Source organism: Micromonospora sp. CA-263727, from assembly GCF_050942455.1.
In the GTDB taxonomy this organism is placed as follows: Bacteria; Actinomycetota; Actinomycetes; order Mycobacteriales; family Micromonosporaceae; genus Micromonospora.
Map to the genome: position 1 here is coordinate 5320317 of NZ_CP192031.1, position 24398 is coordinate 5344714.

The 24398-nt window shown below is 73.1% G+C and carries 26 protein-coding genes; 12 read left to right on the forward strand and 14 right to left on the reverse strand.

Going from position 1 to position 24398, the window contains the following annotated elements; translation table 11 throughout:
- Positions 1–71 precede the first annotated feature (71 nt).
- Entirely contained in the window at positions 72–521 is a 450-nt protein-coding gene (locus tag ACQPYA_RS23185) for an SAV_6107 family HEPN domain-containing protein (RefSeq protein WP_433529200.1), read from the reverse strand.
- A 484-nt stretch (positions 522–1005) separates the two neighbouring features.
- Here ACQPYA_RS23185 and ACQPYA_RS23190 point away from each other — a divergent pair, with 484 nt between their 5' ends.
- The 6 genes from ACQPYA_RS23190 (at position 1006) to ACQPYA_RS23215 (ending at position 6349) form a co-directional block, all read left to right on the forward strand.
- Positions 1006–1494, forward strand: a complete 489-nt coding sequence (locus ACQPYA_RS23190) for a YbaK/EbsC family protein (protein WP_433529201.1) — start codon at positions 1006–1008, stop codon at positions 1492–1494.
- A complete protein-coding gene (locus ACQPYA_RS23195; RefSeq protein WP_433529202.1) occupies positions 1491–2231 on the forward strand; it encodes a monooxygenase in 741 nt (246 codons plus the stop codon). Before ACQPYA_RS23190 ends, ACQPYA_RS23195 begins: the two co-directional genes overlap by 4 nt.
- Positions 2228–2809: a GNAT family N-acetyltransferase gene (locus tag ACQPYA_RS23200; RefSeq protein WP_433529203.1), complete on the forward strand. Its 582-nt coding sequence runs from the start codon at positions 2228–2230 to the stop codon at positions 2807–2809. Before ACQPYA_RS23195 ends, ACQPYA_RS23200 begins: the two co-directional genes overlap by 4 nt.
- Complete coding sequence (locus ACQPYA_RS23205) at positions 2806–3639, forward strand: carotenoid biosynthesis protein (protein ID WP_433529204.1); 834 nt, start codon at positions 2806–2808, stop codon at positions 3637–3639. Before ACQPYA_RS23200 ends, ACQPYA_RS23205 begins: the two co-directional genes overlap by 4 nt.
- A 1-nt stretch (position 3640) precedes the next feature.
- A complete protein-coding gene (locus tag ACQPYA_RS23210; protein WP_433529205.1) occupies positions 3641–4768 on the forward strand; it encodes a glycosyltransferase in 1128 nt (375 codons plus the stop codon).
- A 96-nt stretch (positions 4769–4864) separates the two neighbouring features.
- Complete coding sequence (locus ACQPYA_RS23215) at positions 4865–6349, forward strand: phytoene desaturase family protein (RefSeq protein WP_433529206.1); 1485 nt, start codon at positions 4865–4867, stop codon at positions 6347–6349.
- 201 nt (positions 6350–6550) lie between these two features.
- Here the strand turns inward: ACQPYA_RS23215 and ACQPYA_RS23220 are convergent, their stop codons facing one another.
- Positions 6551–7240, reverse strand: a complete 690-nt coding sequence (locus tag ACQPYA_RS23220; RefSeq protein ID WP_433529207.1) for a CDP-alcohol phosphatidyltransferase family protein — start codon at positions 7238–7240, stop codon at positions 6551–6553.
- A gap of 43 nt (positions 7241–7283) precedes the next feature.
- A complete protein-coding gene (metF, locus tag ACQPYA_RS23225) occupies positions 7284–8201 on the reverse strand; it encodes a methylenetetrahydrofolate reductase [NAD(P)H] (RefSeq protein WP_433529208.1) in 918 nt (305 codons plus the stop codon).
- A gap of 219 nt (positions 8202–8420) precedes the next feature.
- Between metF and ACQPYA_RS23230 the strand changes: the two genes are divergently transcribed.
- The gene (locus tag ACQPYA_RS23230) at positions 8421–8831 is read left to right on the forward strand and encodes a helix-turn-helix domain-containing protein (protein ID WP_433529209.1); all 411 of its coding nucleotides are present in this window, start codon (positions 8421–8423) and stop codon (positions 8829–8831) included.
- On the forward strand, positions 8716–9798 hold the full coding sequence (locus ACQPYA_RS23235; protein ID WP_433529210.1) for a polyprenyl synthetase family protein: 1083 nt from the start codon (positions 8716–8718) through the stop codon (positions 9796–9798). Before ACQPYA_RS23230 ends, ACQPYA_RS23235 begins: the two co-directional genes overlap by 116 nt.
- A gap of 28 nt (positions 9799–9826) precedes the next feature.
- Here ACQPYA_RS23235 and ACQPYA_RS23240 read toward each other — a convergent pair whose 3' ends face one another.
- Positions 9827–10210, reverse strand: coding sequence for an Rv2175c family DNA-binding protein (locus ACQPYA_RS23240; protein ID WP_433529211.1), 384 nt, complete (start codon positions 10208–10210; stop codon positions 9827–9829).
- A gap of 166 nt (positions 10211–10376) precedes the next feature.
- Here ACQPYA_RS23240 and pknB point away from each other — a divergent pair, with 166 nt between their 5' ends.
- Both pknB and ACQPYA_RS23250 read left to right on the forward strand, forming a co-directional pair.
- The gene (pknB, locus tag ACQPYA_RS23245; protein ID WP_433529212.1) at positions 10377–12368 is read left to right on the forward strand and encodes a Stk1 family PASTA domain-containing Ser/Thr kinase; all 1992 of its coding nucleotides are present in this window, start codon (positions 10377–10379) and stop codon (positions 12366–12368) included.
- Complete coding sequence (locus ACQPYA_RS23250) at positions 12368–13249, forward strand: deoxyribonuclease IV (RefSeq protein WP_433529213.1); 882 nt, start codon at positions 12368–12370, stop codon at positions 13247–13249. Before pknB ends, ACQPYA_RS23250 begins: the two co-directional genes overlap by 1 nt.
- 64 nt (positions 13250–13313) lie before the next feature.
- Here the strand turns inward: ACQPYA_RS23250 and ACQPYA_RS23255 are convergent, their stop codons facing one another.
- The 4 genes from ACQPYA_RS23255 to ACQPYA_RS23270 form a co-directional block, all read right to left on the reverse strand.
- A complete protein-coding gene (locus ACQPYA_RS23255; protein ID WP_433533580.1) occupies positions 13314–14336 on the reverse strand; it encodes a threonine aldolase family protein in 1023 nt (340 codons plus the stop codon).
- A 144-nt stretch (positions 14337–14480) separates the two neighbouring features.
- Positions 14481–15887: a class II 3-deoxy-7-phosphoheptulonate synthase gene (locus ACQPYA_RS23260; RefSeq protein WP_433529214.1), complete on the reverse strand. Its 1407-nt coding sequence runs from the start codon at positions 15885–15887 to the stop codon at positions 14481–14483.
- 87 nt (positions 15888–15974) lie between these two features.
- Positions 15975–16451, reverse strand: a complete 477-nt coding sequence (locus ACQPYA_RS23265; RefSeq protein ID WP_433529215.1) for a hypothetical protein — start codon at positions 16449–16451, stop codon at positions 15975–15977.
- Between the two features lie 298 nt (positions 16452–16749).
- A complete protein-coding gene (locus ACQPYA_RS23270) occupies positions 16750–18366 on the reverse strand; it encodes a glycosyl hydrolase family 18 protein (protein ID WP_433529216.1) in 1617 nt (538 codons plus the stop codon).
- Between the two features lie 213 nt (positions 18367–18579).
- Between ACQPYA_RS23270 and ACQPYA_RS23275 the strand changes: the two genes are divergently transcribed.
- Positions 18580–19065: a glutathione peroxidase gene (locus ACQPYA_RS23275; RefSeq protein ID WP_433529217.1), complete on the forward strand. Its 486-nt coding sequence runs from the start codon at positions 18580–18582 to the stop codon at positions 19063–19065.
- Positions 19066–19244: 179 nt separating this feature from the next.
- On the opposite strand, the gene ACQPYA_RS23280 is transcribed toward ACQPYA_RS23275, so the two are convergent.
- From ACQPYA_RS23280 to ACQPYA_RS23300, 5 genes are all read right to left on the reverse strand, one after another.
- Positions 19245–19805 (reverse strand): GNAT family N-acetyltransferase, encoded by a 561-nt coding sequence (locus tag ACQPYA_RS23280; RefSeq protein ID WP_433529218.1) that lies wholly within the window; start codon positions 19803–19805, stop codon positions 19245–19247.
- A 94-nt stretch (positions 19806–19899) separates the two neighbouring features.
- Positions 19900–20250 carry a DUF2203 domain-containing protein gene (locus ACQPYA_RS23285; RefSeq protein WP_433529219.1) on the reverse strand — a complete coding sequence of 117 codons (351 nt, stop codon included), beginning with the start codon at positions 20248–20250 and terminating at the stop codon, positions 19900–19902.
- An 88-nt stretch (positions 20251–20338) separates the two neighbouring features.
- Complete coding sequence (gene proC, locus ACQPYA_RS23290) at positions 20339–21157, reverse strand: pyrroline-5-carboxylate reductase (protein ID WP_433529220.1); 819 nt, start codon at positions 21155–21157, stop codon at positions 20339–20341.
- A 78-nt stretch (positions 21158–21235) separates the two neighbouring features.
- Positions 21236–22264, reverse strand: a complete 1029-nt coding sequence (locus ACQPYA_RS23295) for a 6-phosphofructokinase (RefSeq protein WP_433529221.1) — start codon at positions 22262–22264, stop codon at positions 21236–21238.
- A 165-nt stretch (positions 22265–22429) separates the two neighbouring features.
- Positions 22430–22927: a polyadenylate-specific 3'-exoribonuclease AS gene (locus ACQPYA_RS23300; RefSeq protein WP_433529222.1), complete on the reverse strand. Its 498-nt coding sequence runs from the start codon at positions 22925–22927 to the stop codon at positions 22430–22432.
- A 300-nt stretch (positions 22928–23227) separates the two neighbouring features.
- Between ACQPYA_RS23300 and ACQPYA_RS23305 the strand changes: the two genes are divergently transcribed.
- The gene (locus tag ACQPYA_RS23305) at positions 23228–23920 is read left to right on the forward strand and encodes a Crp/Fnr family transcriptional regulator (protein WP_093401197.1); all 693 of its coding nucleotides are present in this window, start codon (positions 23228–23230) and stop codon (positions 23918–23920) included.
- A 147-nt stretch (positions 23921–24067) separates the two neighbouring features.
- Here the strand turns inward: ACQPYA_RS23305 and ACQPYA_RS23310 are convergent, their stop codons facing one another.
- Entirely contained in the window at positions 24068–24265 is a 198-nt protein-coding gene (locus ACQPYA_RS23310) for a hypothetical protein (RefSeq protein ID WP_433529223.1), read from the reverse strand.
- Positions 24266–24398 lie beyond the last annotated feature (133 nt).

Genomic DNA, 24398 nt, shown 5'->3' on the forward strand with positions numbered 1-24398 from the left:
AAGGACGTGACGCCTGGCGGGGCGGCGTCCGGCCACCCTGGATCCCGCCGGTGGTGGCCGGACGCCACGACTCAGGCCACGAGACCGTCGATCGCCGGCTGGTGTGCCAGGCCGAGCGCGGACTCCACCACCGCCACGAACTCCTCGGCGGCGCGGAGCAGGTCGTCGGCCTCCCGGGCGGTGACCACCCGGGGTATGCCGGCCTCGGCGGCGGCCCGCTTGCCGGCTCCGATGGCGAAGTAGCTGGCCCACTCGTCGAGCTCGGGGGCGACACCGGCGAGCAGGACCCAGACGTTGGTGATCCGGTTACGTCGGGTGGGGGCGGGACGGGCGCGGGCGGCGAGCACCGCGGCGGCGGCCCGCAGGGCCGCGAGGTGGGCGGTGGCGTACCGGAGGCCGTCGGGGCCGGTCCGGGCCGCCTCGGCGAGCCCGTGCCGGGCCACCACGAGCAGCTGGGCGGGAGTGCGGTGCGGCAACACGTGCGCGGGCACCGTCGGCGCCTGGGCCGGGCTGGTCGGCATGGTCTCCTCCTCCAGGTGTGCTGGACGGATGGGCCACGCGGCAGAGGCGGATCGCCTCGACGCGGGACACCCGCAGCGGGCGGTGCGGAGGAAGACGCACCAGGTGGGTGGCCGGCCGGGTGTGGAGCTTCCCCACACCACACCCGGCCGGCGTACCGGCGGGTCCGTCGCCCGCCGCCCGGGGGTCGTTGGGCGGCGGGCGACGTGCCTGCCTGATGGGTCCGGACTCGCGACTGCCCGGAGCCCCGGTGCGGTCCGCGGCACCGCACCTCCTGAGGGCCGGTGCCGCGAAACACCGCCCCCGAGGGGGTTGGAACGAACGTTCGAGGCAATCGAACACTCGTTCTAACTGCTGCTGACAGTACACCCTCCCACCGACGAAAACGCAACGTGTGACGCGCCGACACCCGAGACCGACTGCATACCGGCGTCACGTGGCGTGGCCGGCTGCGCCGGTCGCCCGCGTACCGGGAAGAATGGCGGCATGCAGTCACACCCGAACGTACGGGCGGTGCAGGACGCGCTCGACGGCGCCGACGCCCGGGACGGCGCCGGCACGCCCACCGTGGTCCGCCTGCTGCCCGACGCGGTGCACACCGCCGCGGCCGCCGCCGAGGCGCTCGGCATCGACGTCGGCGCCATCGCCAACTCGCTCGTCTTCGACGCCGACGGTGCGCCGCTGCTGGTGCTCACCTCCGGCGCGCACCGGGTGGACACCGCCGGCCTGGCCGCGCGGCTCGGCATCGCCCGGCTGCGCCGGGCCACCCCGCAGTTCGTCAAGGAGCACACCGGGCAGGTGATCGGCGGGGTCGCTCCGGTGGGCCACCCGCGCCCGCTACGCACGCTGGTGGACACCGCCCTGGAGAAGTACGACGAGATCTGGGCCGCCGGCGGCGTGCCGCAGGCCGTCTTCCCCACCACGTACGCCGAACTGCTGCGGGTCACCGGCGGCACCGCGACCGACGTGGCGTGAACGAGCCGGAGACCGTCCCGGATCTGGTCACCCTGCACGTGTGGCGGATCCCCCGGACCGCCCTGCCCCGGGCGCTGGCCCGGATGGCGCTCGATCCACGCCGGCTGCGCGCCCTGCCCGGCGTACGGTTCGGCAAACTGCTCGGCACCGGGACCGGCACCGGCTTCGGGCCGGGCGACGCCGACCCGACCCGCTGGGCGGTGCTGACGGTGTGGGACTCCCCCGCCGCGGCCACCCGGTTCGCCGGCTCACCGGTGGGGCGGGCCTGGTCCGGCATCGCCCGGTCCGGCGTCCGGCTCGACCTGCGGCCGGTGACCAGCCGGGGCGCGTGGTCCCGGCGGCGACCGTTCGGCGCTCCCGCGGGCGGCCCGGTCGCCGGCCCGGTGCTGGCCCTGACCCGGGCCCGGCTGCGACCGGCCCGGGCCCTCACCTTCTGGCGGGCGGTCCCGCCGGTCGCCGCCGCCCTGCACACCGCCCCGGGCCTGCTGGCCCGCTTCGGCGTCGGCGAGGCCCCGCTCGGCTGGCAGGGCACGGTGAGCGTGTGGCGTGACCCGACGGACCTGGTCGCGTTCGCGTACCGTCACCCGGAGCACCGGGCCGCGATCACCCGGACCCCGACCGAGCGGTGGTACGCGGAGGAACTCTTCGCCCGGTTCGAGGTGCGTGACGTGATCGGTGACCGGACGGTACTGGGGTGGGTCGTCGACGGCGATCCGGCGAAGGGTGGGCGGGCATGAGGTTGGTGCGGTGGACACCGGACGATCTCCTCCGGCGGCTGGACGACGTGGTGGCCGTCTACGGCGAGGCGATGGGCTACCGTGCCGACCTGCTGGATGCCCGTCGCGGCTACATCGCCACCCACGTCCGCCGGCCCGGCTTCCGCGCCGTCGCCAGCCTGACCAGCGAGGGCCACCTGGCCGGTTTCGGCTACGGCTACGTCGGCGGGCCCGGCCAGTGGTGGCACGACCAGGTCTGGCGGGCACTGGATCCGGCCACCCGGCAGCGCTGGCTGACCAACTGCTTCGAGGTGGTCGAACTGCACGTACGGCCACCGGCCCAGGGGCACGGCCTGGGCGCCGGGCAACTGCGCGCCCTGCTCACCATGGCCGAGGGCACGACCACGCTGCTGTCCACGCCCGAGGCCGACGAGCGCGCCTCGCGCGCCTGGCGGCTGTACCGCCGGTTCGGCTTCGTCGACGTGCTGCGCGACTTCCGCTTCCCCGGCGACGAACGCCCGTTCGGAGTGCTCGGCCGGGACCTGCCCCTGCCGGCACCGGGCCCACCACCCGTACCCGAGCCCGCCGACCGGTCATGAACAGGCTGGCCCGGAGTTACGCCTGGGCGGTGCTGGCCCTGCTGGTGCTGGCCCAGATCTGTTATCCGCTGACCGGCGGGCCGACCCGGGCCCGGCTGACCGTGGCCACCGTCGCGCTCGGCTACCTGCTCTCGGTCGGCCACGCGCTGGCCAGCCGGGGACCGCGTACGGCGATGACGCTGGTCACGGTGGTCACCGGTGGCGGGTTCGCCATCGAGGCGCTCGGGGTGGCCACCGGTTTCCCGTTCGGCGGCTACGACTACTCCGGTCAGCTCGGCCCCAAGCTCGCCGGGGTGCCGCTGGTCATCCCGCTGGCCTGGACCTGGATGGCCTGGCCGGCCTGGCTGGTGGCGACCCGGCTCACCGGCACCCGCACCGGCCGGTGGCGGTGGCCGGGCCGGATCGCGCTGGCCGCGGTCGGGCTGGCCGCCTGGGACCTCTTCCTCGACCCGCAGATGGTGGCCGAGGGCCACTGGGCGTGGCGAGATCCGGCGCCGGCGCTGCCCGGCCTGCCCGGCGTCCCGGTCAGCAACTACCTGGGCTGGCTGCTGTTCGCGGTGCTGGTGATGACCGCGCTGCGCCCGCTCGCCGGGCCCGTCGTGGCCGCCACCGACGCCGGCGACCACCCGATGTACGCCCTCTACCTGTGGACGTACGGCTCCAGCGTGCTGGCCCACGCGGTCTTCCTCGACCTGCCCGCCTCGGCGCTCTGGGGCGCGGCCGGCATGGGGCTGGTCGCGGTGCCGCTGGCGGTGACGCTGCTACGCAGCCGCCGGTCACGGGGAACCGACGTCGGGTCATCCCGATCCCGGGCCGGCGTCGCGGCATGACATGACCGCTGCCCTCGTCCTGCTCCTCGCCGTCGCCGCGCTGACCGGGCACACGGTGGTCAACGCCGGCCGGTGGCTGCGCCGCCCGGCCGAGGGGCCGGCCGAGGTCACCGAGCCGGTGGCGGTGCTGCTGCCGCTGCGCGACGAGGCCGCCCGGGTCACCCCGTGCCTGCGGGCCCTGCTCGCCCAGCGCGGCGTGCCCGGGTTGCGCGTCGTGGTGCTCGACGACGGCTCCGCCGACGGCACCGCCGACGTGGTCCGCGCGGTGGCGGCCGGCGACCCGCGGGTCACCCTGCTCACCGGCGCCGCCCCGCCACCGGGCTGGCTGGGCAAGCCCTACGCCTGCTGGCAGCTGGCCACCCGCGCCGACCCGTCGGCCACCGCGCTGGTCTTCGTCGACGCCGACGTGGTGCTCGGCCCGTACGCCGTGGCGGCGGCGGTGACCGAGCTGCGCTCCGCCGGGGCGACGCTGCTGTCGCCGTACCCCCGGATCGTGGTGCGGACCGCGGCCGACCGGCTGGTGCAACCGTTGTTGCAGTGGCTGTGGCTGACCTTCCTGCCGCTGCGCGCGATGGAACGCTCACCGCGGCCGTCGCTGGCCGCGGCCGGCGGGCAGTTCCTGGTCGTGGACCGGGCCGGCTACCTGCGGGCCGGGGGGCACGCGGCGGTCGCCGACCGGGTGCTGGAGGACATCGAGCTGGCCCGGGCGGTGAAACGCGCCGCCGGCCGGATCACCCTGGTCGACGGCTCCCGGCTGGCCAGCTGCCAGATGTACGAGGACTGGCCGCAGCTGCGCGACGGCTACACCAAGTCGCTCTGGGCCTCGTTCGGGCACCCGGTCAACGCCGCCCTGGTGGTGACCCTGCTGCTCCTGCTCTACACCGCGCCCCCGCTGGTCGCCGTCGCCGCGCTGCTCGCCGGCGCGCCGGCGGTGGCCGGGGCGGCCGGACTGGCGTACCTGCTGGGGGTGGCCGGGCGGGTGGTCAGCGCCCGGGCCACCGGAGGGCGCGCCTGGCCCGACGCGCTGGGCCACCCCGTGTCGGTCACGGTCCTCGGTTGGCTGACCCTCCGGTCGTACCATCTACGCAAGCGGCGACGCCTGTCCTGGCGCGGCCGTCCGATCAGCTAGTGCGGTGTCCAGCAACCTTGGCGGTGTCGCGGCGGGATCCCCGGCGGCGGCCCGGTAACGGCTGGACACACCGCACTGAGGCGTGGAGGACGCGGCATGGCGCGGATCGTGGTCGTCGGCGCCGGGGTGGGTGGGTTGGCCGCCGCGGCCCGGCTGGCCGTCACCGGGCATCAGGTGACCGTCCTCGAACGGGCCGACACCGTCGGCGGCAAGCTCGGCCGGCACACCCGCGACACCCCCGAGGGCTCGTTCCATTTCGACACCGGACCCAGCCTGCTCACCCTGCCCGGGGTCTTCCACGAGCTGTTCGAGGCGACCGGGGCGAAACTCGACGAGTACCTCGACCTGGTGCCGCTGGACCCGATCGTGCGGCATGTCTTCCCCGGCGACGGCCCGGTGCTCGACTCCTGCGCCGACCCGGTGGAGTTCACCGCCCGGGTCGGCGCGGCCCTCGGCGACCGGTCCGCCACCGACTGGCAGCGGCTGTGGCGGCGCGCCGCCCGGGTGTGGCGGGCCGCCGAACGCGACATCCTGCGCCGCCGCGTCGACTCTCCCCGCGACCTGGCCCGGCTGGCCTGGCGGCTGGGTGACCTGGCCGCCATCCGGCCCGGACAGAGCCTGCGCGGGTTGGGTCGGGCCCACCTGTCCGACCCGCGGCTGCGGATGCTGCTGGACCGCTACGCCACCTACACCGGCGCCGACCCGCGCCGCGCGCCGGCCGCGCTGGTCGCGGTCCCCTACGCCGAACTGGCCTTCGGCGGCTGGTACCTGCGTGGCGGGCTGGGCACCCTCGCCGACGCGCTGCTGTCGCGCTGCCTGGACCTGGGCGTGGTGGTGCAGACCGGCGCCGTGGTCACCAGGATCGACGCCGCGGGTGGCCGGGTGCACGGGGTACGCGTCGCCGGCCAGCGTGCCCCGGTCCCCGCCGACGTGGTGGTGGCCAACGTGGACGCGCTCACCGTCTACCGGGAGCTGCTGCCCGACCCGCGCCGGCTGGCCGGGCTCACCGACCGCAGCCTGGCCGGCTTCGTGCTGCTGCTCGGCGTACGCGGCGACTCCGGGCTGGCCCACCACAACGTCTTCTTCCCCTACGACTACGACGCCGAGTTCGATGCCGTCTTCGGTGCCCCGGGGCGGGGGGTACGGGCCCGTCCGGCGGCCGACCCGACGGTTTTCGTCACCGTCGCCGACGACCCGGTGCTCCGCCCGACCGGGCACGAGGCGTGGTTCGTGCTGGTCAACGCCGCCCGCCACGGCACCGCGCCGGGAGCGGTCGACTGGCACCGGCCGGGGCTGGCCCAGGCGTACGCCGACCGGATCCTCGACGTGCTGGCCGAACGCGGCCTGGACGTCCGTGACCGGCTGGTGTTCCGCGACATCCGCAGCCCCGCCGACCTGGCGACGGCGACCGGTACGCCGGGCGGGGCGATCTACGGCACGGCCGGCGGCCTGCTCCGCCCGGCCAACCGTGGTCCGGCGCACGGCCTGTGGCTGGTCGGCGGCTCCAGCCATCCGGGCGGCGGCCTGCCGATGGTGGCCCTCTCCGCCCAGATCGTCGCCAACGAGATCGGCCAGGTGTAAGGAAGGGCCCCCTTTTAACGCCTGCGGTAGAGGAAGGGTCCCTTCTTAACACCCAACGGGCGGGCGGCGCGGCGGGTGGGCGGCGGCGCGGCGGGCAAGCAGGCGGCAGCGCGGCGAGCAGGCGGCAGCGCGGCGGCGGGTGGCAGCGCGGCGCGGCGGGCGGGACGGCGGGGCGGGCGGGACGGCGGTGCGGGGCGGGCGTCAGTCGACGTTGATCAACGCCCGGCGGACGGCGGAGAGCAGTTGCCCCAGGCCGAAGGCGGCCAGCAGCACCCAGACCGCGGTCGCCATGGTGATGGTGCCGGCGGCCAGATCCGACTCGATCAGCCCGGTCAGACCGGCCAGCAACAGGCCACCGATGGCCACGCAGACCCGGGTCGGCCGCTCCCCGACGGTCACCGCGCCGATCTCCCGCATGCCTGCGGCGACCGCCCGGGCCCGGACGTACTCGTGCAACCAGGACAGCGCGCCGCCCGCGGCGACCAGCGCACCCGGCGCGCCCACCAGCCAGAACGCCACGAGCCATGCGGCCTCGCCGATCCGGTCGGCCAGCGAGTCGTAGACGTAGCCGAGCCGGGTCGTCCGGCCGGTGGTCACCGCCACCGCCCCGTCGACGCTGTCCGCCACCGAGGCGAGCAGCACGAACAGGGCGCCGAGGAACGGCCCGCCACCCGGCCGCACCGCGAGCAACGGTACGCAGAGACAGAGCAGCACCCCGACCACCGTCACCGCAGTCGGGCCGACCCGCAGCCGGCCCAGCAGGAACCCGACGTGGTACGAGAAGCGCAGCCAACCGCGTACCACGGGAGTGGCGGCGCGGGGATCGAAGCCCCCGTGCAGCCGGGCCCACACCGTGGCGTACTCGTTCCAGTTCAGCTGTCTGCCCACCACAGTTCAACCGACCCGACGGCGCTGAGGTGTCGCGACGCCGGTGTCACATCGCAGCGCCAACCCGAAGGTTCTGCCAGATCTCCCGAGTCGCGGTGGACCGGTTGAAGGTGATGAAGTGGATACCCGGAACCCCCTCGTCGAGCAGTCGCCGGCACATCTCACTGGTCTGCTCGATACCGAGCTGGCGGACCGCGTCCGGGTCGTCGGCGACCCGCTCGAACCGCGCGGCCAGCCCCGGCGGGAACGGCGCCCCGGTGAGCTGCACCGACCGCTCGATCGTGCCGATCCGGGTCACCGGCATCACTCCGGCCAGGATCGGGGTGTCGCAGCCGGCGGCGGCCACCCGGTCCCGCAGGCGGAGGTACTCGTCGGCGTCGAAGAACATCTGGGTGATCGCGAACTCCGCGCCGGCCCGGCACTTGCGGACGAAGTGCTCGGTGTCGGTGGCGACGTCCGGGGAGCGCGGGTGCCGGTACGGGAAGGCGGCCACGCCGACGCTGAAGTCGCCGGAGCGGCGGACCAGGCGGACGAGGTCCTCCGCGTAGTGCACGCCCTCGGGGTGCGGCACCCACTCGCCGGTGGGATCACCGGGCGGGTCGCCCCGCACCGCGAGCACGTTGCGCACCCCGGCGCCGGCCAGCCGGCCGATCACGTGCCGCAGCTCGGCCACGGAGTGGTTGACCGCGGTCAGGTGGGCCATCGGCAGCAGGGTGGTCTCGGTGGCGACCCGCTCGGTGACCGCGACCGTGGTGTCCCGGGTCGACCCGCCGGCACCGTAGGTGATCGAGACGAACGAGGGGCGCAACGGCTCCAACTCGCGGATGGCCTGCCAGAGCTGCCGCTCCCCCAGCGCCGTCTTCGGTGGCATGAACTCGAAGGAGAAGGTCGGCTGGCAGTCACGGACCAGCTCCCCGATGGCCGGTTGCGGATTCGGGAGGACCGAGGGAAGACCGAGCGCCACGCACCGACTCTAGCGGCCCGGGCCGCGTACCCCCAGCGGCTTCCCAGTGGTGGGGACGCCGCGCCGCCGCGGGAAATCGTCGTACCCGCCGGGTAGATCTGTGCTCAGCGCGGGTGCGGCCGGGACCGCACCGGGGGCCGCGCGGGGGTCAGCAGAAGACTGGTGGCGGACAGGTCCGGTCCCGGGCACGCCACCACCGCGCCGAATCCCGGAGGTCCGATGCCCCCGTACCCGCCCGCCCCGCCACCGTTCGGGCCGCTGCTGGCCCGGCTACGACGCGCCCGGGGTTGGAGCCAGTCCCGGCTCGCCGCCGAACTCTGCGCGGCCGCCGGGGTGCCCACGCTGAGCCGGCACGAGATCTCCCGCTGGGAACGGCAGCGACGCCGACCCGGACGCTTCTGGCGCGCCTGGTTGACCGAGGTGCTCGATCCGGCCCGTGAGCAGCACGGCGACGACGCGCCGGTACGTGGGTGGTGGGTCAGCGTGTCGCGTCCCGACCTACTAGCGTCGGGACGTGACCCACGCTGCTCCCGTCTCCCCCGTCGACCGCGCCAGCCTCCGCCAACGGGTCGACAAGGCGCTGTCCGACTTCCTCGCCGGCCGCCGGGCCTGGATGGCCGGCGTCGATGACGCCCTGGCGCCGGTCGCCGAGGCGATCGAGGCGTTCGTGCTGGGCGGCGGCAAGCGGCTACGGCCGGCCTTCGCCTACTGGGGATACCGGGGCGCCGGCGGGGTGGACACCGACCCGGTGGTGACCGCCCTCGCCGCGCTGGAGTTCGTGCAGGCCAGCGCGCTGATCCACGACGACCTGATGGATCGCTCGGACACCCGGCGGGGCGAGCCGGCGGTGCACCGCCGGTTCGCCGCCCGGCACCGGACCGCGGGGTGGGGCGGGGACCCGGACGGCTTCGGCGACGCCGCGGCCATCCTGCTGGGCGACCTGTGCCTGGTCTGGTCCGACGAGCTTCTGCACTCCGCCGGGCTCGATCCCCGGGCGGTGGCCCGCGCCCGGCCGGATTTCGACGAGATGCGCACCGAGGTCACCGTCGGGCAGTACCTCGACGTGCTGACCCAGGCCACCGGGGACACCTCGCTGGAACGGGCCAGCAAGGTCGCCCGGTACAAGTCGGCGAAGTACACCGTGGAACGGCCGCTGCTGCTCGGCGCGGCGCTGGCCGAAGCGCCCGCCGACGTACGCATCGCCTACTCGGCGTACGGGCTGCCGCTGGGCGAGGCGTTCCAGCTGCGCGACGACGTGCTGGGCGTCTTCGGCGATCCCGCCCAGACCGGCAAGCCGGCCGGCGACGACCTGCGCGAGGGCAAGCGGACCTACCTGGTGGCGGCGGCGCTGGAGGCGGCCGACGAGGCCGGCCGGGCGCTGCTGCTGGCCGGGCTCGGCGACGCCGACCTGGATGCGGCCGGGGTGGCCCGGCTGCGGGAGCTGATCAACGGCACCGGCGCACTGACCCGTACGGAACAACGCATCGTCACCCTCACCGACGCCGCTCTCGCCGCGCTGACCGCCGTCGACCTGGACACCGAGGCCCGCCAGGCCCTGGTCGACCTGGCCATCGCCGCCACCCGCCGCACCGACTGACCACGGCACGCGCGGGGGGCGGGGCGGGCTAGAAGCCGAGGGCTTGGGCACGGCGTTTGATCTCGCGGGCCTGGTCGCCGGCGAGGGCGGCGGCGGGGGTACGGCCGGGCAGGCTCTCGTCGGGCTCGTAGAGCCAGCGCAGCGCCGCCTCGTCGTCGTAGCCGGCGTCGGCCAGCAGGGTGAGCACCCCGGGCAGGTGCTTGATGACGGTGTGGTTGGCCACCAGGTCGGCCGGGATCCGACGGACGCCGTCGCGGCGTACCGCGATCAGCTCCCGGTCCCGGATCATCTGGTGGACCTTGCTGATCGGCACGTCAAGCCGCTCAGCGACGTCCGGCAAGGTCAGCCAGCCCGCCGCGTCGGCGGGGCCGGCCTCGGGCACGGTGCCCTCGGCGGGTACGGAGTCGGTCACCCGATCACCCTGCCACGCCGCCCCGGCCCCGGGTCAACGGCCTCGGTGAGAACCGCACTGAACAGGGCATACCGTCATTCCATCGCCACGGTGGACCCGCTGACGCACACCCGGCCTGTAGCATCCTGTTCAAACTCCCCGCCCCCGACACATAGACTCCCTGCCGATGGACACACAGGTCGCCGACACGTTGCTGGGCTCGCTGATAGACGGGCGCTACCGCATCCGCGGTCGCGTGGCCCGTGGCGGCATGGCGACCGTGTACACCGCCACCGACGAGCGGCTCGAACGCACCGTGGCGGTCAAGATCATTCATTCGACCCAGGGCCCCGCTGGCCGGGCCGGGCTGGCCGGCTTCGTCGACCGGTTCACCGACGAAGCCAAGATGATCGCCCGGCTCACCCACCCCAACGTGGTCGCGGTCTACGACCAGGGCACCCACGCCGGGATGCCGTACCTGGTCATGGAGTACGTGCGCGGGCGCACCCTGCGCGAGGTGCTGACCGAGCGACGCCGGCTCAACCCGGACGAGGCGCTGGCCATCACCGAGCAGATGCTCGCCGCGATCGCCGCCGCCCACCGGGCCGGGCTGGTGCACCGGGACGTCAAGCCGGAGAACGTGCTGGTCGCCGAGGCGCCCAGCGCCGGGCCGGCCAACCTGGTCGACAGCGTGGTCAAGGTGACCGACTTCGGGCTGGCCCGGGCGGTCGAGGCGAGCACCGACCACGACAGCGGCAACCAGTTGATGGCCACCGTGGCGTACGTCGCCCCCGAGCTGGTCACCGACGGCCGCGCCGACGCCCGTACGGACGTCTACTCGACGGGCATCGTGCTCTTCGAGATGCTCACCGGCCGGGTGCCGTACGACGGCGACCGGCCGATCGACATCGCCTGGCAGCACGTCGACCGGGACGTCCCCGCGCCGTCGACCCTGGTGCCCGGTCTGCCGAGGACGCTCGACGACGTGGTCGCCCGGGCCACCCGGCGGGATCCGGCGGTCCGCCCCGCCGACGCCGGCACGCTCCTGGCCGAGGTGCAGGTGGCCCGTGACGGCCTCGGCAATCCGAACGCCCACACCGCCATGCTGTCCCCGGTGGCCGACGGCCCGGCGGTCTCCGAGCCGACGATGGTGGTGGCTGCGGTCCGCCCGTCCCAGCGGCCGGCCTGGGCCCGGCTGCCGGAGGCCGACACCCCCGGCCGTGGCCGGCGCCGGGCGGCGCCCCCGGGCGGCGACGAGGACCTGCGCTCCCGACTGGCCACGCTGCGTACCCGGCTGTTCGGCGAGTCGAACGGACGGCTCGCCGTCGCCGCGGTCGTGGTGGTGCTCGGCCTGGTGGCCGCGCTCGGCGGCTGGTGGGTCGGGGTGGGGCGGTACACCACCGCGCCGGAGCTGGTGAGCATGAACAAGGCCCAGGCGGAGGCACAGGCCGCCCAGGGCGGCTTCACCCTGCGGTACGCCGATCCGCGCTACGACGAGCAGGTCCCGCGTGACGGCGTACTGGCGCAGGAGCCGGCCTCTGCCGGCCGGATCCTCAAGGGCGGCACCATCACCCTGACCCTGTCGCTGGGCCCGGAGCGGTTCCCGATGCCCGACGTGGTCGGCAAGGAGTTCGACCTGGCCGAGGCGGATCTGGCCAGCGCGCAGTTGGAGGTCGTCAAGGGCACCGCCCGCTACGACGACGGCCTGCCGGAGGGTGTGGTGGCAGCCACCAAGCCGGAGGCGGGCAAGGAGGTCAAGCCGGGCGACAAGGTCACCGTCATCCTGAGCAAGGGCCGGGCCCCGATCACCGTGCCGAACCTGGTCGGGAAGAACCTCAACGAGGCCCGCACGCAGATCGCGCAGCTCGGCCTGGTGCTGGTCGAGCCGACGTACAAGCAGTCCGACAAGCCCCGCGACGAGGTGCTCGGGCAGAGCCCGGCCGACGGCAGCGGCGTGGAGAAGGGCGCCCAGGTCCGGTTGGAGGTCAGCGAGGGTCCCCCGCAGGTGACCGTGCCTCGGGTCGTCGACCTGCCCTGCCAGCAGGCCAAGCAGCTGCTGGAGAGCCAGGGCTTCCCGGTGCAGGTGCAATTCAACCCGGAGGCCTTCGCCCGGTTCCAGAACCCACCGGAGAACGCCCAGGTCCCGCCCGGCACCCAGGTCACCATCGGGTGCTTCTGATGGCGGCCACGGATCCCGGTCACCGGCCGGTCGGCTCGCACACGCCCACCTCGGGCGGGCTGGCGAAGGCCGCGCTGCCCTACCTCGACGCCGCCGGCTCCGAGGTGGCGCAGGTCTACGTCGGGAACTCGCGCGGGTGGGCCATGCCGGCCGGCGATCCGGCGCAGGACGCGCTGTTCCGCGACGGCTGCGCCGAGCGGGACATCGCCGTCTACATCCACGCGTCGCTGCTGGTCAACCTCGGTTCCCCGACCGCCGCGACGGTCGAACGATCGGCACAGACCCTGGCCCACGCGCTGCGCCGGGGCGCCGCGATCGGTGCGCGCGGGGTGGTGTTCCACGCCGGCAGCGCGGTGGACGCCGGGCACGCCGAGGCGGCGATGCGACAGGTACGCGAGTCCCTGCTGCCGCTGCTCGACTCGGCCGCGACCGACGGCGGGCCGATGCTGTTGGTCGAGCCGAGCGCGGGCGGCGGCCGGTCGCTGGCCTCCCGGGTGGAGCAGCTCGGGCCCTACCTCGACGCGGTGGACCGGCACCCGTGGCTCGGCGTCTGCTTCGACACCTGCCACGCCTGGGCCGCCGGCCACGACCTGGCCGCCGAGGGGGGCATGACCGAGACCCTGGACGCCCTGGTGGCCACCGTCGGGGCGGACCGGCTACGGCTGGTGCACGCCAACGACTCGAAGGACCTTTGTGGCTCCACCCGCGACCGGCACGAGAACATCGGCAAGGGCATGATCGGCGAGCCGGCCTTCGCCGAGTTGATGCGTCACCCCGCCACCGCCGGCGTCCCGATCCTGGTGGAGACCCCCACCGACCGCCACGAAGGCCACGCCGCCGACATCACCACCCTCCGCCGCCTCCTCCCCTTTCTCCGTTGACCACCTGGTTGATCATGAGGGGTTTGAAGATCATCTTCGCCGGCAACCTCATGATCAGGGCGGGTTAGCGGCGGAAGATCTGGGCGAGGGTGGTGGCGGCGCGGTCCACGGCGGCGTCGGTGACGTCCAGGTGGGTGACCAGGCGGGCCGTGTGGGGGCCGAGGACTGAAATCAGGACGCCCTCGGCACGGGCGGCGGCGGCGAGGGCGGGCGCGTCCAGCGGCGCCTTGGTCAGGTCCAGCGGGACCAGGTTGGTGCGCACCGGCGTGGCCAGCACCCCGAACGGGGCGATCGCCTCGCCCAGCCGGGCCGCCTTCGCGTGATCCTCGGCGAGCCGGTCGACGTGGTGGGCGAGGGCGTACCGTCCGGCGGCGGCCAGGATGCCGGCCTGGCGCAGCCCGCCGCCCATCCGCTTGCGGATCACCCGGGCCCGCTCGATCTTGTCGGCGGCGCCGACGACCAGCGAGCCGACCGGCGCGCCGAGCCCCTTGGAGAGGCAGACCGACAGGGTGTCGAAGAGCGCGCCATAGGTCGCCAACGGCACCGCGTCGGCGACGTGCGCATGCCAGATCCGGGCACCGTCGCAGTGCAACGCCACCTGCGCGGCGTCCGCGACCTGGCGCAGCGCGCGCAACGCGTCGAGGGGGATCACCCCGCCACCGCCACGGTTGTGGGTCTGCTCCACGGCGATCGCCCGGGTGGGCACCGCCCAGTAGCCGTCGGGACGGATCATGCCGGCGACCACGTCGGGGTCGATGTCCGCGCCCACCGCAGGCCAGGTCCGCGAGGTCAATCCGCCGTACGCGGCGGCAGCCCCCATCTCGTACGTGACCACGTGCGCGTCGGCATCGCAGAGCAACTCCGCGCCGGGCGGCACCAGCAGTTGCAGGGCGATCTGGTTGGCCATCGACCCGGTCGGGCAGAACAGCGCCGCCTCGTGCCCGAAGAGCGCGGCGACCTCGGCCTCCAGGGCGTTGACCGTCGGATCCTCGCCGTACACGTCGTCGCCGACCTCGGCGCCGGCCATCGCCGCCCGCATCCCGGCGGTGGGCCGGGTCACCGTGTCCGAACGCAGGTCGACGAGCATGTCCCCGCGCGCCGTGCGTCCCGTTGTGTCAGCCACGGTCATCCTTTCGACTACCGACTGCGGGGCTCGCAAGCTCACTCCTCGCGTCAGCCACAGTCATCCCTCCGGCTACCGACTGCGGGGCTCGCAAGCTCACTCCTCGCGTCAGCCACGGAGCATCTCCGCGACGAGGAAAGCCAGCTCCAGCGACTGCTGGGTGTTCAGCCGCGGGTCGCAGGCGGTCTCGTACCGGTCGGGCAGGTCGAGGTCCGCGATGCCCTGGGCGCCGCCGAGACACTCGGTGACGTCCTCGCCGGTCAGCTCGACGTGCAGGCCGCCCGGGTGCGTCTCCAGGCCGCGGTGCACCTCGAAGTAGCCCAGCACCTCGTCGACGATCCGATCGAAGTGGCGCGTCTTGTAGCCGTTCGACGATTCGTGGGTGTTGCCGTGCATCGGGTCGCACTGCCAGACCACCTTCGCCCCGGCGGCGGTCACCTTGGCCACGATCGGCGGCAGCGCGTCGCGGACCTTGTGGTTACCCATCCGGCTGATCAGGGTGAGCCGGCCGGGGACATTGTCCGGGTTCAGCTTCTCGCACAGCTCGATCGCCTCGTCCGGCGTGGTGGTCGGCCCGAGCTTGACCCCGATCGGGTTGGCGATCCGGGAGATGAAGTCGATGTGCGCCCCGTCGATCTGCCGGGTCCGCTCGCCGATCCACAGGAAGTGCCCGGAGAGCCCGTACGGCCGGCCGCCGGAGACCCGGGTCAGCGCCCGGTCGTACTCCAGGGCCAGGGCCTCGTGCGAGCAGTAGAGGGTGACCGTACGCAGCGCGTCGTCGTCGGTCATGCCGCAGGCCCGGATGAACGCGAGGGCCCGGTCGATCTCCCGGGCGATGGCCTCGTACCGCTCGCCGGCCGGGGAGTTGCGCACGAAGCCCTTGTTCCAGTCGTGCACGGCGTGCAGGTCGGCCAGCCCGCCGGCGAGGTAGGCGCGGAGCATGTTCATCGCGGCGGCCGAGTTCGCGTACGCCCGGATCATGCGCTGCGGGTCGGCGACCCGGGCCTCCGGGACGGCCTCCAGCGAGTTGATCATGTCCCCGCGGTAGGCGGGCAGGCCGCGGGCGTCGGTCGGCAGCGACCGGGGTTTGGTGTACTGCCCCGCCACCCGGGCCACCTTGATCACCGGCAGCGACGCGCCGTAGGTGAGCACGATCGCCATCTGCAGCAGCGTGCGGGCGTTGGCCAGCAGGTGGCTCTCGGTGTTGTCGGCGAAGGTCTCCGCGCAGTCGCCGCCCTGGAGCAGGAACGCCTTGCCCTCGCAGACCAGCGCGAGGCGCTGGCGCAACTGGTCGACCTCGTACGGGGCGACCACCGACGGCACCGTGTCGAGCACCTTGCAGACCTCGGCCACCTGTGCCTGGTCCGGCCAGGGCGGGGTCTGGGCGCGCGGCAGCTCCCGCCAGCGGTCCAGGCCGAGGGCCTCGTCCTCGGCGGAGTCGACGGTCGGGCGGCTGGTCTGCAGCACCCGGCTGCCCACCGCCGGATGGCTCAACTGATGCCACTCATGGCGCATGACATGAAGCGTACGGCGACCGGCCGGGCGACCGGCCAGCGAGGGGCCGGGTTCCGGCAGATGGACGACGGCGGACGACGACGCAGGTCAGGGCGTCGGATCGGGGGCGGGAGTGTTCCCGCCGGGCCGTTCGTCCGAGATACACCAGTCCAGTCCGTCCCGGGTGACCGTGAACAGCAGCTTCCGGGTGAGCTTGCGGCTGCCGGCGGTCACCGAGATCGAGGTGCTGACCTCCTGCCCGGCCGGCCCCGGCCGGATGTCGGTGATCTCGGCCCGCGGCACGTCGAAATGGTCGGCGAAGTTCCCGTTCGGCCCGGTGGCGGCCTCGTCGAACGCTTCGTGCAGCACGCTACAGAGCTGGTTGCGCCCGGCCGCCACGTCCTTGGCCGCCATCGCGTCGAGGTACGCCTGCACCCGCTCGCGGGAACTCGCCATGGCCTCCTCGGCCGGCGCCCGGCCGGGCTGCTCCGCCTCGTTCTCCTCGCCGAACACCCCGCAGCCGGACAGCACGGCGGCGAGCAGTACGGCGGCGGTGGCGACCGATCGCCGGTGGTTCACCCGCATCGCTACCTCCCGACGGTGGACCACGTTCGACCGGCGAGTCTGTCACACCCACCCCCGATGTAAGGAAGGGCCCCCTTTTAACGCCTCCGGTAGAGGAAGGGCCCCCTATTAACACGGCAGCTCCGAGCTTGCACGGACCGGCTGTCCGTCGGGAGCCGGTTTGCAGCGGAGGCAGGCTTGTTAATAGGGGGCCCGTGCTCTACCCGAGGCGTTAAAAGGGGGCCCTTCCTTACACCCGGACGGGGAGGGGCCGGTGCGGGCCCCTCCCCGTCGTGTGGGTGGTGCGTCGGCCGTCGGCTCAGCCGAGACCGCCCTTGATGGCGCTGATCAGCTCACCGTTGGTGGTGTCACCGGAGAGCTCCCAGAAGAAGGCGCCACCCAGGCCCTGGTTCTTCGCGTACGTCATCTTGCCGCCGATGGTCGACGGGGTGTCGTAGCTCCACCAGTTGCTACCGCACTTGGCGTACGCCGTGCCGCCGACCGTTCCGGTGGCCGGGCAGGTGTTCTTGAGCACCTTGTAGTCCTCGATGCCCTGCTCGTAGGTGCCCGGAGCGGGCCCGGTGGCGGTGCCGCCCGCCGTGGTCTGGGTCACCCCGGTCCAGCCCCGGCCGTAGAAGCCGATGCCGAGCAGCAGCTTGTTGGCCGGGATGCCCTTGCTCTTGAGCTTCTGGATGGCCGCGTCCGACCAGAATCCCTGCTGCGGGATGCCGGTGTACGAGGTCAGGGGCGAGTGCGGGGCGGTGGGGCCCTGCGGTGCGAAGGCGCCGAAGTAGTCGTACGTCATCGGCATGATCCAGTTGAGGTTCGCCGCCGCACCGGCGTAGTCGGTCACGTCGATCTTGCCACCGTTGCTGCCGTCGGCGGTGATCGCGGCGGTGACCAGCGCCGACGAGCCGAACCGGGTCCGCAGCGCGCTGATCACGTTCTTGAACGCGTTCGGGCCGCTCGCGTCACAGGTGAGGCCACAGGCGTTCGGGTACTCCCAGTCGATGTCGATGCCGTCGAAGACGTCCGCCCAGCGCGGGTCCTTGACCATGTTGTAGCAGCTCTCGGCGAAGGCGGTCGGGTTCTGCGCGGCCTGGGTGAAGCCGCCGGACCAGGTCCAGCCACCAATCGAGTAGATCACCTTGAGGTGCGGGTACATCCGCTTGAGCTTGCGCAACTGGTTGAAGTTGCCGCGCAGCGGCTGGTCCCAGGTGTCGGCGACGCCGTCGACGCTCTCCGCCGCGGTGTACGCCTTCTCGTAGTCGGCGTAGCTGTCACCGATGGTGCACCGGCCGCCCGTGGTGTTGCCGAAGGCGTACAGGATGTGGGTCAGCTTCGCCGCCGAGCCGCTGGTGTGGATGTTGCGAACGTGGTAGTTCCGCTGGTAGACGCCCCACTGGACGAAGTAGCCGACGACCTTCTGCGCGCCCGGTGGGGTGGTGGGCGGCGGGGTGGTCGGCGGGGGCGTGGTCGGCGGCGTGGTCGTGGGAGGCGTGGTGGTCGGCGGGGTGGTGGTCGGCGGCGGGGTGCCGCCCCCACAGGACGCGCCGTTGATGGTGCAGTTCTGCGGGGCCACGTACCCGCCGGTGCCGTTGTAGCCCCAACTGAAGGAGGCGCCCGGCGCCAGCGCGCCGGCCCAGCTCTTCTTGACCGCCACGACGCGGTTGCCGGTGCGGGTCACGTCGGCGTCCCAGAAGCTGCTGATGCTGGTGCCCGAGGGCAGGTCGAACTCGATGCGCCAGGTGCTCACGCTGGCGTCCGAACCGTTGGTGATGGTGACCCTCGTCTCGTGACCGGTCCCCCAGTCGGACACCCGGGTGAACGAGGTGGTCACGCTTCCGGCGCCGAGCGCCGAGGTCATCGGGACCGTGGCGACGGTCACCGCGACCACGGCGCCGACCCAGAGGGCCCGGCGGAGCGATCTCTTCATGTGGCGTCTCCAAACAGTTAGGAAACTTTCCAAAATGATGAGGAGACGCTACTCACACGCAACCACTTCGTCAAGATGCGCATGTTTCGATTTCCGTGACGGGGCGAAACCGTCCCGGATCACGTCCACGCCGGTCAACGGCCGATTACTGACCGGTAGGGTAACTCGGCCCGGCGCACGCCGGGCCGCAGGGCGGGCGGGTAGCCTCGCGGCATGACCGTCTTCGACATCCCCATCGGCGCGCTCACCGGCGGTCCGGCCGATCTCGCGCAGTACCGCGGACGCGCCCTGCTGGTGGTCAACGTCGCGTCCCGCTGCGGACTCACCCCGCAGTACGCCGCGCTCCAGGCCCTACAGGACGAGTACGCCGACCGCGGCCTGACGGTGCTCGGCGTGCCGTGCAACCAGTTCGCCGGCCAGGAGCCGGGCAGCGCTGCGGAGATCAGCGAGTTCTGCCAGGTCAACTACGGGGTGGCCTTCCCGCTGACGGAGAAGGTCGACGTCAACGGCCCCGACCGGCACCCGCTCTACGCGTCCCTGGTGGACACTCCCGACGCCGAGGGCCACACCGGCGACGTCCGCTGGAACTTCGAGAAGTTCCTGGTCGCCCCCGACGGCGCCGTCACCGCCCGCTTCGCCCCCACCGTCACCCCCGACGACCCCGCCCTCCGCGCCACCCTCGAAAAACTCCTCCCCTAACCAACCACCCACCCCACCCCACCCCACCCACACCCCACGCGCCCCACCCACTCGCCGATCATGGAGTTATGGTGGCCGATTTGGCTCATGTGAACCTTTTGCGGGGCACCACAACTGCATGATCGACGGGGCGTCCGGGGCATGATCGGACGCGGCGTCAGGGGCACGACGATGGGGTGTCAGGGGTGGTGGGGGCGGTGGGCGTGCCACTCGGGGGCCAGGATCGACCAGACCTCCAGGTCGGTGCGGCCGGACGGGGTGGGGAGCACCTCACGGAGTACGCCGTCGCGGCGCATGCCGAGTCGACGGGCCACCGCGATGCTGCGTACGTTGCCGGCGTTGGTCCGCCACTCGACCCGGTGCAGGCCGCGCTCGATCAGCGCCCAGTCGATGAGCTGCTCCACTGCCCGGGTCACCAGGCCACGCCCCTCGGCCGCCGGCTCCAGCCAGCAGCCCGCCTCGCAGACCCCGGTCGCCGCGTTGAGCGATACCAGCAGCACCCCGCCGACCAGCGTGCCGTCGTGCCAGATGCCCCAGATGCCGCCGTCGTCGCGGGCCCACCGGTCGGCGTAGCGCTGGAGCACGTGCCGTGCCCGGTCGAGGTCGGTCGCCACGAAGGACGGCGACACCCAGGGTGAGATGTGCTCCCGCGCCCGGTCCAGGTTGGCCAGGAACTCCTCGGCATGCCAGGGGTTCAGCGGACGCAGTTGCGCGTCGTCGGTCAGCGCCACGGCGAACATCAACGAACTCCCGTCTCCCGCAGATCGATCATGCCGATCGCGCCCCGGCGTTCACCACGAACGCCTCCTGAAACCGCCGATCGGTCCAGCGCGGTCAGATGGGGCGGCGGCCGGCGAAGCCGCAGTCGGCGCGGTGGTACCAGCGCACGTCGCTGTCCCCTTCCAGCCAGCACCAGAGCACCGGCCGGCCGTCGCGTTCGCCGGGGAAGTCGAGCAGCACCGGCGCCACGCTCTTGACCTCGATGCCGTGCTGCTGAAGTTCGTCGACGACCGCGTGGAGCCGGGCCTCCAGGCCCTTGACCTCTGGCCGGCCGCCGAGCGCGCTGACCCCGTGGGTGGCCAGGTCGGCCTGTAGCTCGGTCAGGTCGGCCCGGACCCGGATCAGCTCGTTGACGCGGGGGTGCAGGGTGGCCACCAGGTGCCGGGCCTGGGCGAGAGTGAACACCGCGCCAGTATGCGGCACGACGGTCGGCGGAACGAGCCGGCGACGGTGACGCACACGTCGACCAGCCGGGTCGAGTCCGCCGGCAGGCTCACTCGGCCTGGGCGGCCAGCTCGCGGGCCCGGTCCCGGGCCGCCTCCAGCGCGGCCAGCAGCGCCGCGCGTACGCCGTGGTTCTCCAGCTCGCGGATGGCGGAGATGGTGGTGCCGGCGGGCGAGGTGACCGCCTCGCGCAGCTTCACCGGGTGCTCGCCGGAGTCACGCAGCATCACCGCCGAACCGATCGCGGTCTGCACGATCAGGTCGTGTGCCACCTGCCGGGGCAGGCCGAGCAGGATGCCGGCGTCGGTCATCGCCTCCACCAGCAGGTAGAAGTAGGCCGGGCCGGAACCGGAGAGCGCGGTCACCGCGTCCTGCTGGGTCTCGGGCACCCGGATCGTCGCGCCCAGCGGCTTGAACATCTCCTCGGCCAGCGCCAGGTGGGCGCCGGTGGCGTACGCCCCGGCGGAGATGGCGGTCATCGCCTGGTCCACCAGGGCCGGCGTGTTGGTCATGACCCGCACCACCGGCGTGCCCTCCGGCAACCGGCGGCTGAAGAAGCTGCTTGGCAGCCCGGCGCAGAGCGAGATGACCAGCTTGTCGGCGGGCACCTTGGGCCCGATCTCCTCCAGCAGCGCGGCGGCGTCCTGCGGTTTGACGGAGATGGCCAGCACCTCGGCCTCGGCGACCGCGGTGAGATTGTCCACCACCCGTACGCCGTAGCGGGCGGCCAGTTCCTCGGCGCGCGCCGGCCGGCGGGCGGTGGCCAGCAGCCGGTCCACCGGCCAACCCGAGCGCAGCAGCCCGGAGAGCATCAGCTCGCCGATCTTGCCCGCGCCGATCACCGCGACCGTGTGCACCCCGGCTGGCATCTCCGCCCCTCTCCCCGGCCGGCCGATCGGCCGGCTTGCACGCGCCGGTGGGCTCCAGCCCACCGGCGCGCCTCGCCGTCAGCTGCCGAAGAAGACCTCGGCCTCGGCGTACCGCTCCAGCGGAACGGTCTTCAGCTCGCGGGTGGCCTCGGCGAGCGGAACGCGGACGATGTCCGTGCTCTGCATGGCGACCATCTTGCCCCAGTCGCCCTCGTTCGCGGCGTCGATCGCGTGCAGGCCGAGCCGGGTCGCGAGCACCCGGTCGAACGCGGTCGGGGTGCCGCCACGCTGGATGTGCCCGAGCACCACCGTGCGGGCCTCCTTGCCGGTCCGGGCCTCCAGCTGCTCGGCCAGCCACTGGCCGATGCCGCCGAGGCGGACGTGACCGAAGGCGTCCAGCTCCTGGTTGTGCAGCACCATCTGCCCCTCGAGCGGGTGGGCGCCCTCGGCGACCACGACGATCGGCGCGTACTGGTGCTGGAAGCGCTTCTCGACGTAGCCGGCGACCTGCTCGACGTCGAACTGCCGCTCCGGCAGCAGGATCACGTTCGCGCCACCGGCCAGGCCGGCGTGCAGGGCGATCCAGCCGGCGTGCCGGCCCATCACCTCGACGACCAGGGTGCGGTGGTGGCTCTCGGCGGTGGTGTGCAGCCGGTCGATCGCCTCCATCGCGATGTTGACCGCGGTGTCGAAGCCGAAGGTGTAGTCGGTGGCGCCGAGGTCGTTGTCGATGGTCTTCGGCACGCCGATGACGTTGACGCCCAGCTCGTGCAGCTTGGTGGCGACGCCGAGGGTGTCCTCGCCGCCGATGGCGATGAGCGCGTCGACGCCCTGCGCGGCCAGGTTGTCCTTGATCCGCTCGACGCCGTTCTCGATCTTGAAGGGATTGGTGCGGGACGAGCCGAGGATCGTGCCGCCCCGCGGCAGGATCCCCCGGACGTCCGCGATACCCAGCGGGCGGGAGAGCCCCTCCAGCGGGCCCTTCCAGCCGTCCCGGAAACCCACGAATTCATGGCCGTAGCTGGCGACACCCTTGCGGACCACCGCCCGGATGACCGCGTTGAGACCCGGGCAGTCGCCGCCGCCGGTGAGCACGCCGATACGCATGATCTGCTCATCCTCCTGGGGAGCATCTGGTCAAGCCCGATCAAGCCCCAGGATAGGTGTCAGGTCAGACCCACGGCACCGTTGCCGGCCCGGGGCGGGCCGTCACTTGCCGACTGTAGTCGCCGCGGGGTGACACCCGACATCGCGGGGTGCCGCGGGAGACAGCTACGAACCGGTCATCGCCTGCCACCGGGCCAGGTTGTGCCGGGCGTCGACCAGGGCGTCGTGCCGGGCCGCGTCGGCGCTCGGCAACCTCGGTCGTCCCCGGTCGTCCCACAACTGCCGCAGCTCCTTGGTGAACCGGGGGATCTCCCGGGGCAGGGCCGGCATCGCGCCCCACAGCTGCGCCAGCGCCAGATGGTCGTACGCGGCGTACCAGGCCCAGAGCTCCAGTTCCTCGCCGGGACGATCCTGGATCGGCTCGACGAGGAAGTCGAACAGCTCGTCGCGGATCCGCTCCCGGGACCGCCAGGCCCGGTCGGCCGGGGAGGGCAGCTTGTCCAGCACGTTACGACGGACCCAGGGCACCGCCCGGGACGCGTCGAACTCGGTGGAGACCGCGTAGAACTCACGGCCGTACTCGTCGACAACGCCGATCGAGACCAGCTCGACGGTCCGGCCGTCCTCGATGAACTCGCAGTCGTAGAAGTAGCGGTAGGGCATCCCCGCCATCCTCGCCGACGCCCACCGGAGGCCGGCGAGCGGGGCGGGTCGGTCGGGCCGACGGGCGGGCCGGGCAGGGCAAACCGGCCCGGGAGCGCTTCCATCAATCTCGACAAGGCGACATCCCCAGCTCGAAGCGGTCACGGAAGTGATTTGAGGGGTGTACAGCACGCGACCGGACCGTCATGATCTGATGTGTATCGCTGCCGGACGCCGTACAGGTGTCAGATCACCTTGTCAGGGGCCGTCAGGCTCACCCGGTGAGCGGGTTGGGGTCCTTGACCGGGGAGGGGTGGGGCCGTGGAGATGCGCCTGCCGGAGCCGGGCGACGCGCTCACGGGTGTCGACATGTTCGCCGGGCTGGAGCCCGAGGTACGTCAGCGGGTGGTCGCCGCCGCGGTACCTCGGACGTATCGCAAGGGTCAGCTGCTCTTCGTGGAGAACGATCCCGGTGAGTCGCTGATCATCCTGCGCCGCGGCGCGGTGGCGGTGTTCCGCACCGCACCGACCGGCGAGCGGGCCATCCTGACCGTGATGCGCCCGCCGGACGTGCTCGGCGAGGTCTCGCTGCTGGACGCCTCGACCCGGTCGACCTCCGCCGAGGCGATCGAGGACACTGCGGCGCTGGCGTTGTCTCGCCCCGCGTTCATGGAGCTGGTGCACTCGAACGCGCGCATCCTCGACGCGGTGATGCGCTCCCTCGGCGCGCTCATCCGCCGGCTGACCGAGCAGAACGCCGACCACGTCTTCCTCGACCTGCCCGGCCGGGTCGCCAAGACGCTGGTCCGACTCGCCGGCGAGAGCCAGGCTCCGATGATCACCATCGAGCTGAACCAGAGCCAGCTCGCGGAGATGGCCGGCGGCTCCCGGCAGAGCGTCAACCAGGCGATCGGGTCGTTCGCCAACCGGGGTTGGCTGCGTACCGAGGGCCGGCGGATCGTGGTCACCGACGTCCCCGCGCTGCGCCGCCGCGCGGGCATGAACGAACGCTGACCCACCGGGTATCGGCGCACACGGGGCACAAGCGCACACCGGGTATCAGCGCGCACCGGGTATCAGCGCATACCGGATACGAACGCGCAGACGCCGACGGGCGGGGCCGGGGACGATCGTCCCCGGCCCCGCCCGCGTACGCCCAGGTCAGGGCTTGGTGCTGCCCGGCCCGGCCCAGTCCGTGCCACCCGGCCCGGCCCAGTCCGTGCCGTCCTTGCCCTTGCCCGGCACCTCGCCGACGATGCCCTGCGCCTGGAGCAGGGCGAGCGTGGCGGCGTCGACGTCCACCGAGTCCCCGGCGGAGTGAGTGACCCCGTTGCTGTCGGTCCATTCGCTACGAAGCATGACGTACACCATGAGGCTGTCCCCCTGATCAGCGAGTTGACGATCGGCTGCCTGAATCTAGCCGTTCGGAACCCGCTGAGCTGCCCGGTGGAGTGTCCGCAAGCCAACAGCCCGGTACCCGACAGTGCGCCGG

Bases quoted from the DNA above. Each gene is read 5' to 3' on its own strand.
- ACQPYA_RS23185 (WP_433529200.1), bottom strand. From the start codon at position 521: ATGCCGACCAGCCCGGCCCAGGCGCCGACGGTGCCCGCGCACGTGTTG.
- ACQPYA_RS23190 (WP_433529201.1), top strand. From the start codon at position 1,006: ATGCAGTCACACCCGAACGTACGGGCGGTGCAGGACGCGCTCGACGGC.
- ACQPYA_RS23200 (WP_433529203.1), top strand. From the start codon at position 2,228: ATGAGGTTGGTGCGGTGGACACCGGACGATCTCCTCCGGCGGCTGGAC.
- ACQPYA_RS23205 (WP_433529204.1), top strand. From the start codon at position 2,806: ATGAACAGGCTGGCCCGGAGTTACGCCTGGGCGGTGCTGGCCCTGCTG.
- ACQPYA_RS23210 (WP_433529205.1), top strand. From the start codon at position 3,641: ATGACCGCTGCCCTCGTCCTGCTCCTCGCCGTCGCCGCGCTGACCGGG.
- ACQPYA_RS23215 (WP_433529206.1), top strand. From the start codon at position 4,865: ATGGCGCGGATCGTGGTCGTCGGCGCCGGGGTGGGTGGGTTGGCCGCC.
- ACQPYA_RS23230 (WP_433529209.1), top strand. From the start codon at position 8,421: ATGCCCCCGTACCCGCCCGCCCCGCCACCGTTCGGGCCGCTGCTGGCC.
- pknB (WP_433529212.1), top strand. From the start codon at position 10,377: ATGGACACACAGGTCGCCGACACGTTGCTGGGCTCGCTGATAGACGGG.
- ACQPYA_RS23250 (WP_433529213.1), top strand. From the start codon at position 12,368: ATGGCGGCCACGGATCCCGGTCACCGGCCGGTCGGCTCGCACACGCCC.
- ACQPYA_RS23255 (WP_433533580.1), bottom strand. From the start codon at position 14,336: ATGCTCGTCGACCTGCGTTCGGACACGGTGACCCGGCCCACCGCCGGG.
- ACQPYA_RS23260 (WP_433529214.1), bottom strand. From the start codon at position 15,887: ATGCGCCATGAGTGGCATCAGTTGAGCCATCCGGCGGTGGGCAGCCGG.
- ACQPYA_RS23265 (WP_433529215.1), bottom strand. From the start codon at position 16,451: ATGCGGGTGAACCACCGGCGATCGGTCGCCACCGCCGCCGTACTGCTC.
- ACQPYA_RS23270 (WP_433529216.1), bottom strand. From the start codon at position 18,366: ATGAAGAGATCGCTCCGCCGGGCCCTCTGGGTCGGCGCCGTGGTCGCG.
- ACQPYA_RS23275 (WP_433529217.1), top strand. From the start codon at position 18,580: ATGACCGTCTTCGACATCCCCATCGGCGCGCTCACCGGCGGTCCGGCC.
- ACQPYA_RS23280 (WP_433529218.1), bottom strand. From the start codon at position 19,805: ATGTTCGCCGTGGCGCTGACCGACGACGCGCAACTGCGTCCGCTGAAC.
- proC (WP_433529220.1), bottom strand. From the start codon at position 21,157: ATGCCAGCCGGGGTGCACACGGTCGCGGTGATCGGCGCGGGCAAGATC.
- ACQPYA_RS23295 (WP_433529221.1), bottom strand. From the start codon at position 22,264: ATGCGTATCGGCGTGCTCACCGGCGGCGGCGACTGCCCGGGTCTCAAC.
- ACQPYA_RS23300 (WP_433529222.1), bottom strand. From the start codon at position 22,927: ATGCCCTACCGCTACTTCTACGACTGCGAGTTCATCGAGGACGGCCGG.
- ACQPYA_RS23310 (WP_433529223.1), bottom strand. From the start codon at position 24,265: ATGCTTCGTAGCGAATGGACCGACAGCAACGGGGTCACTCACTCCGCC.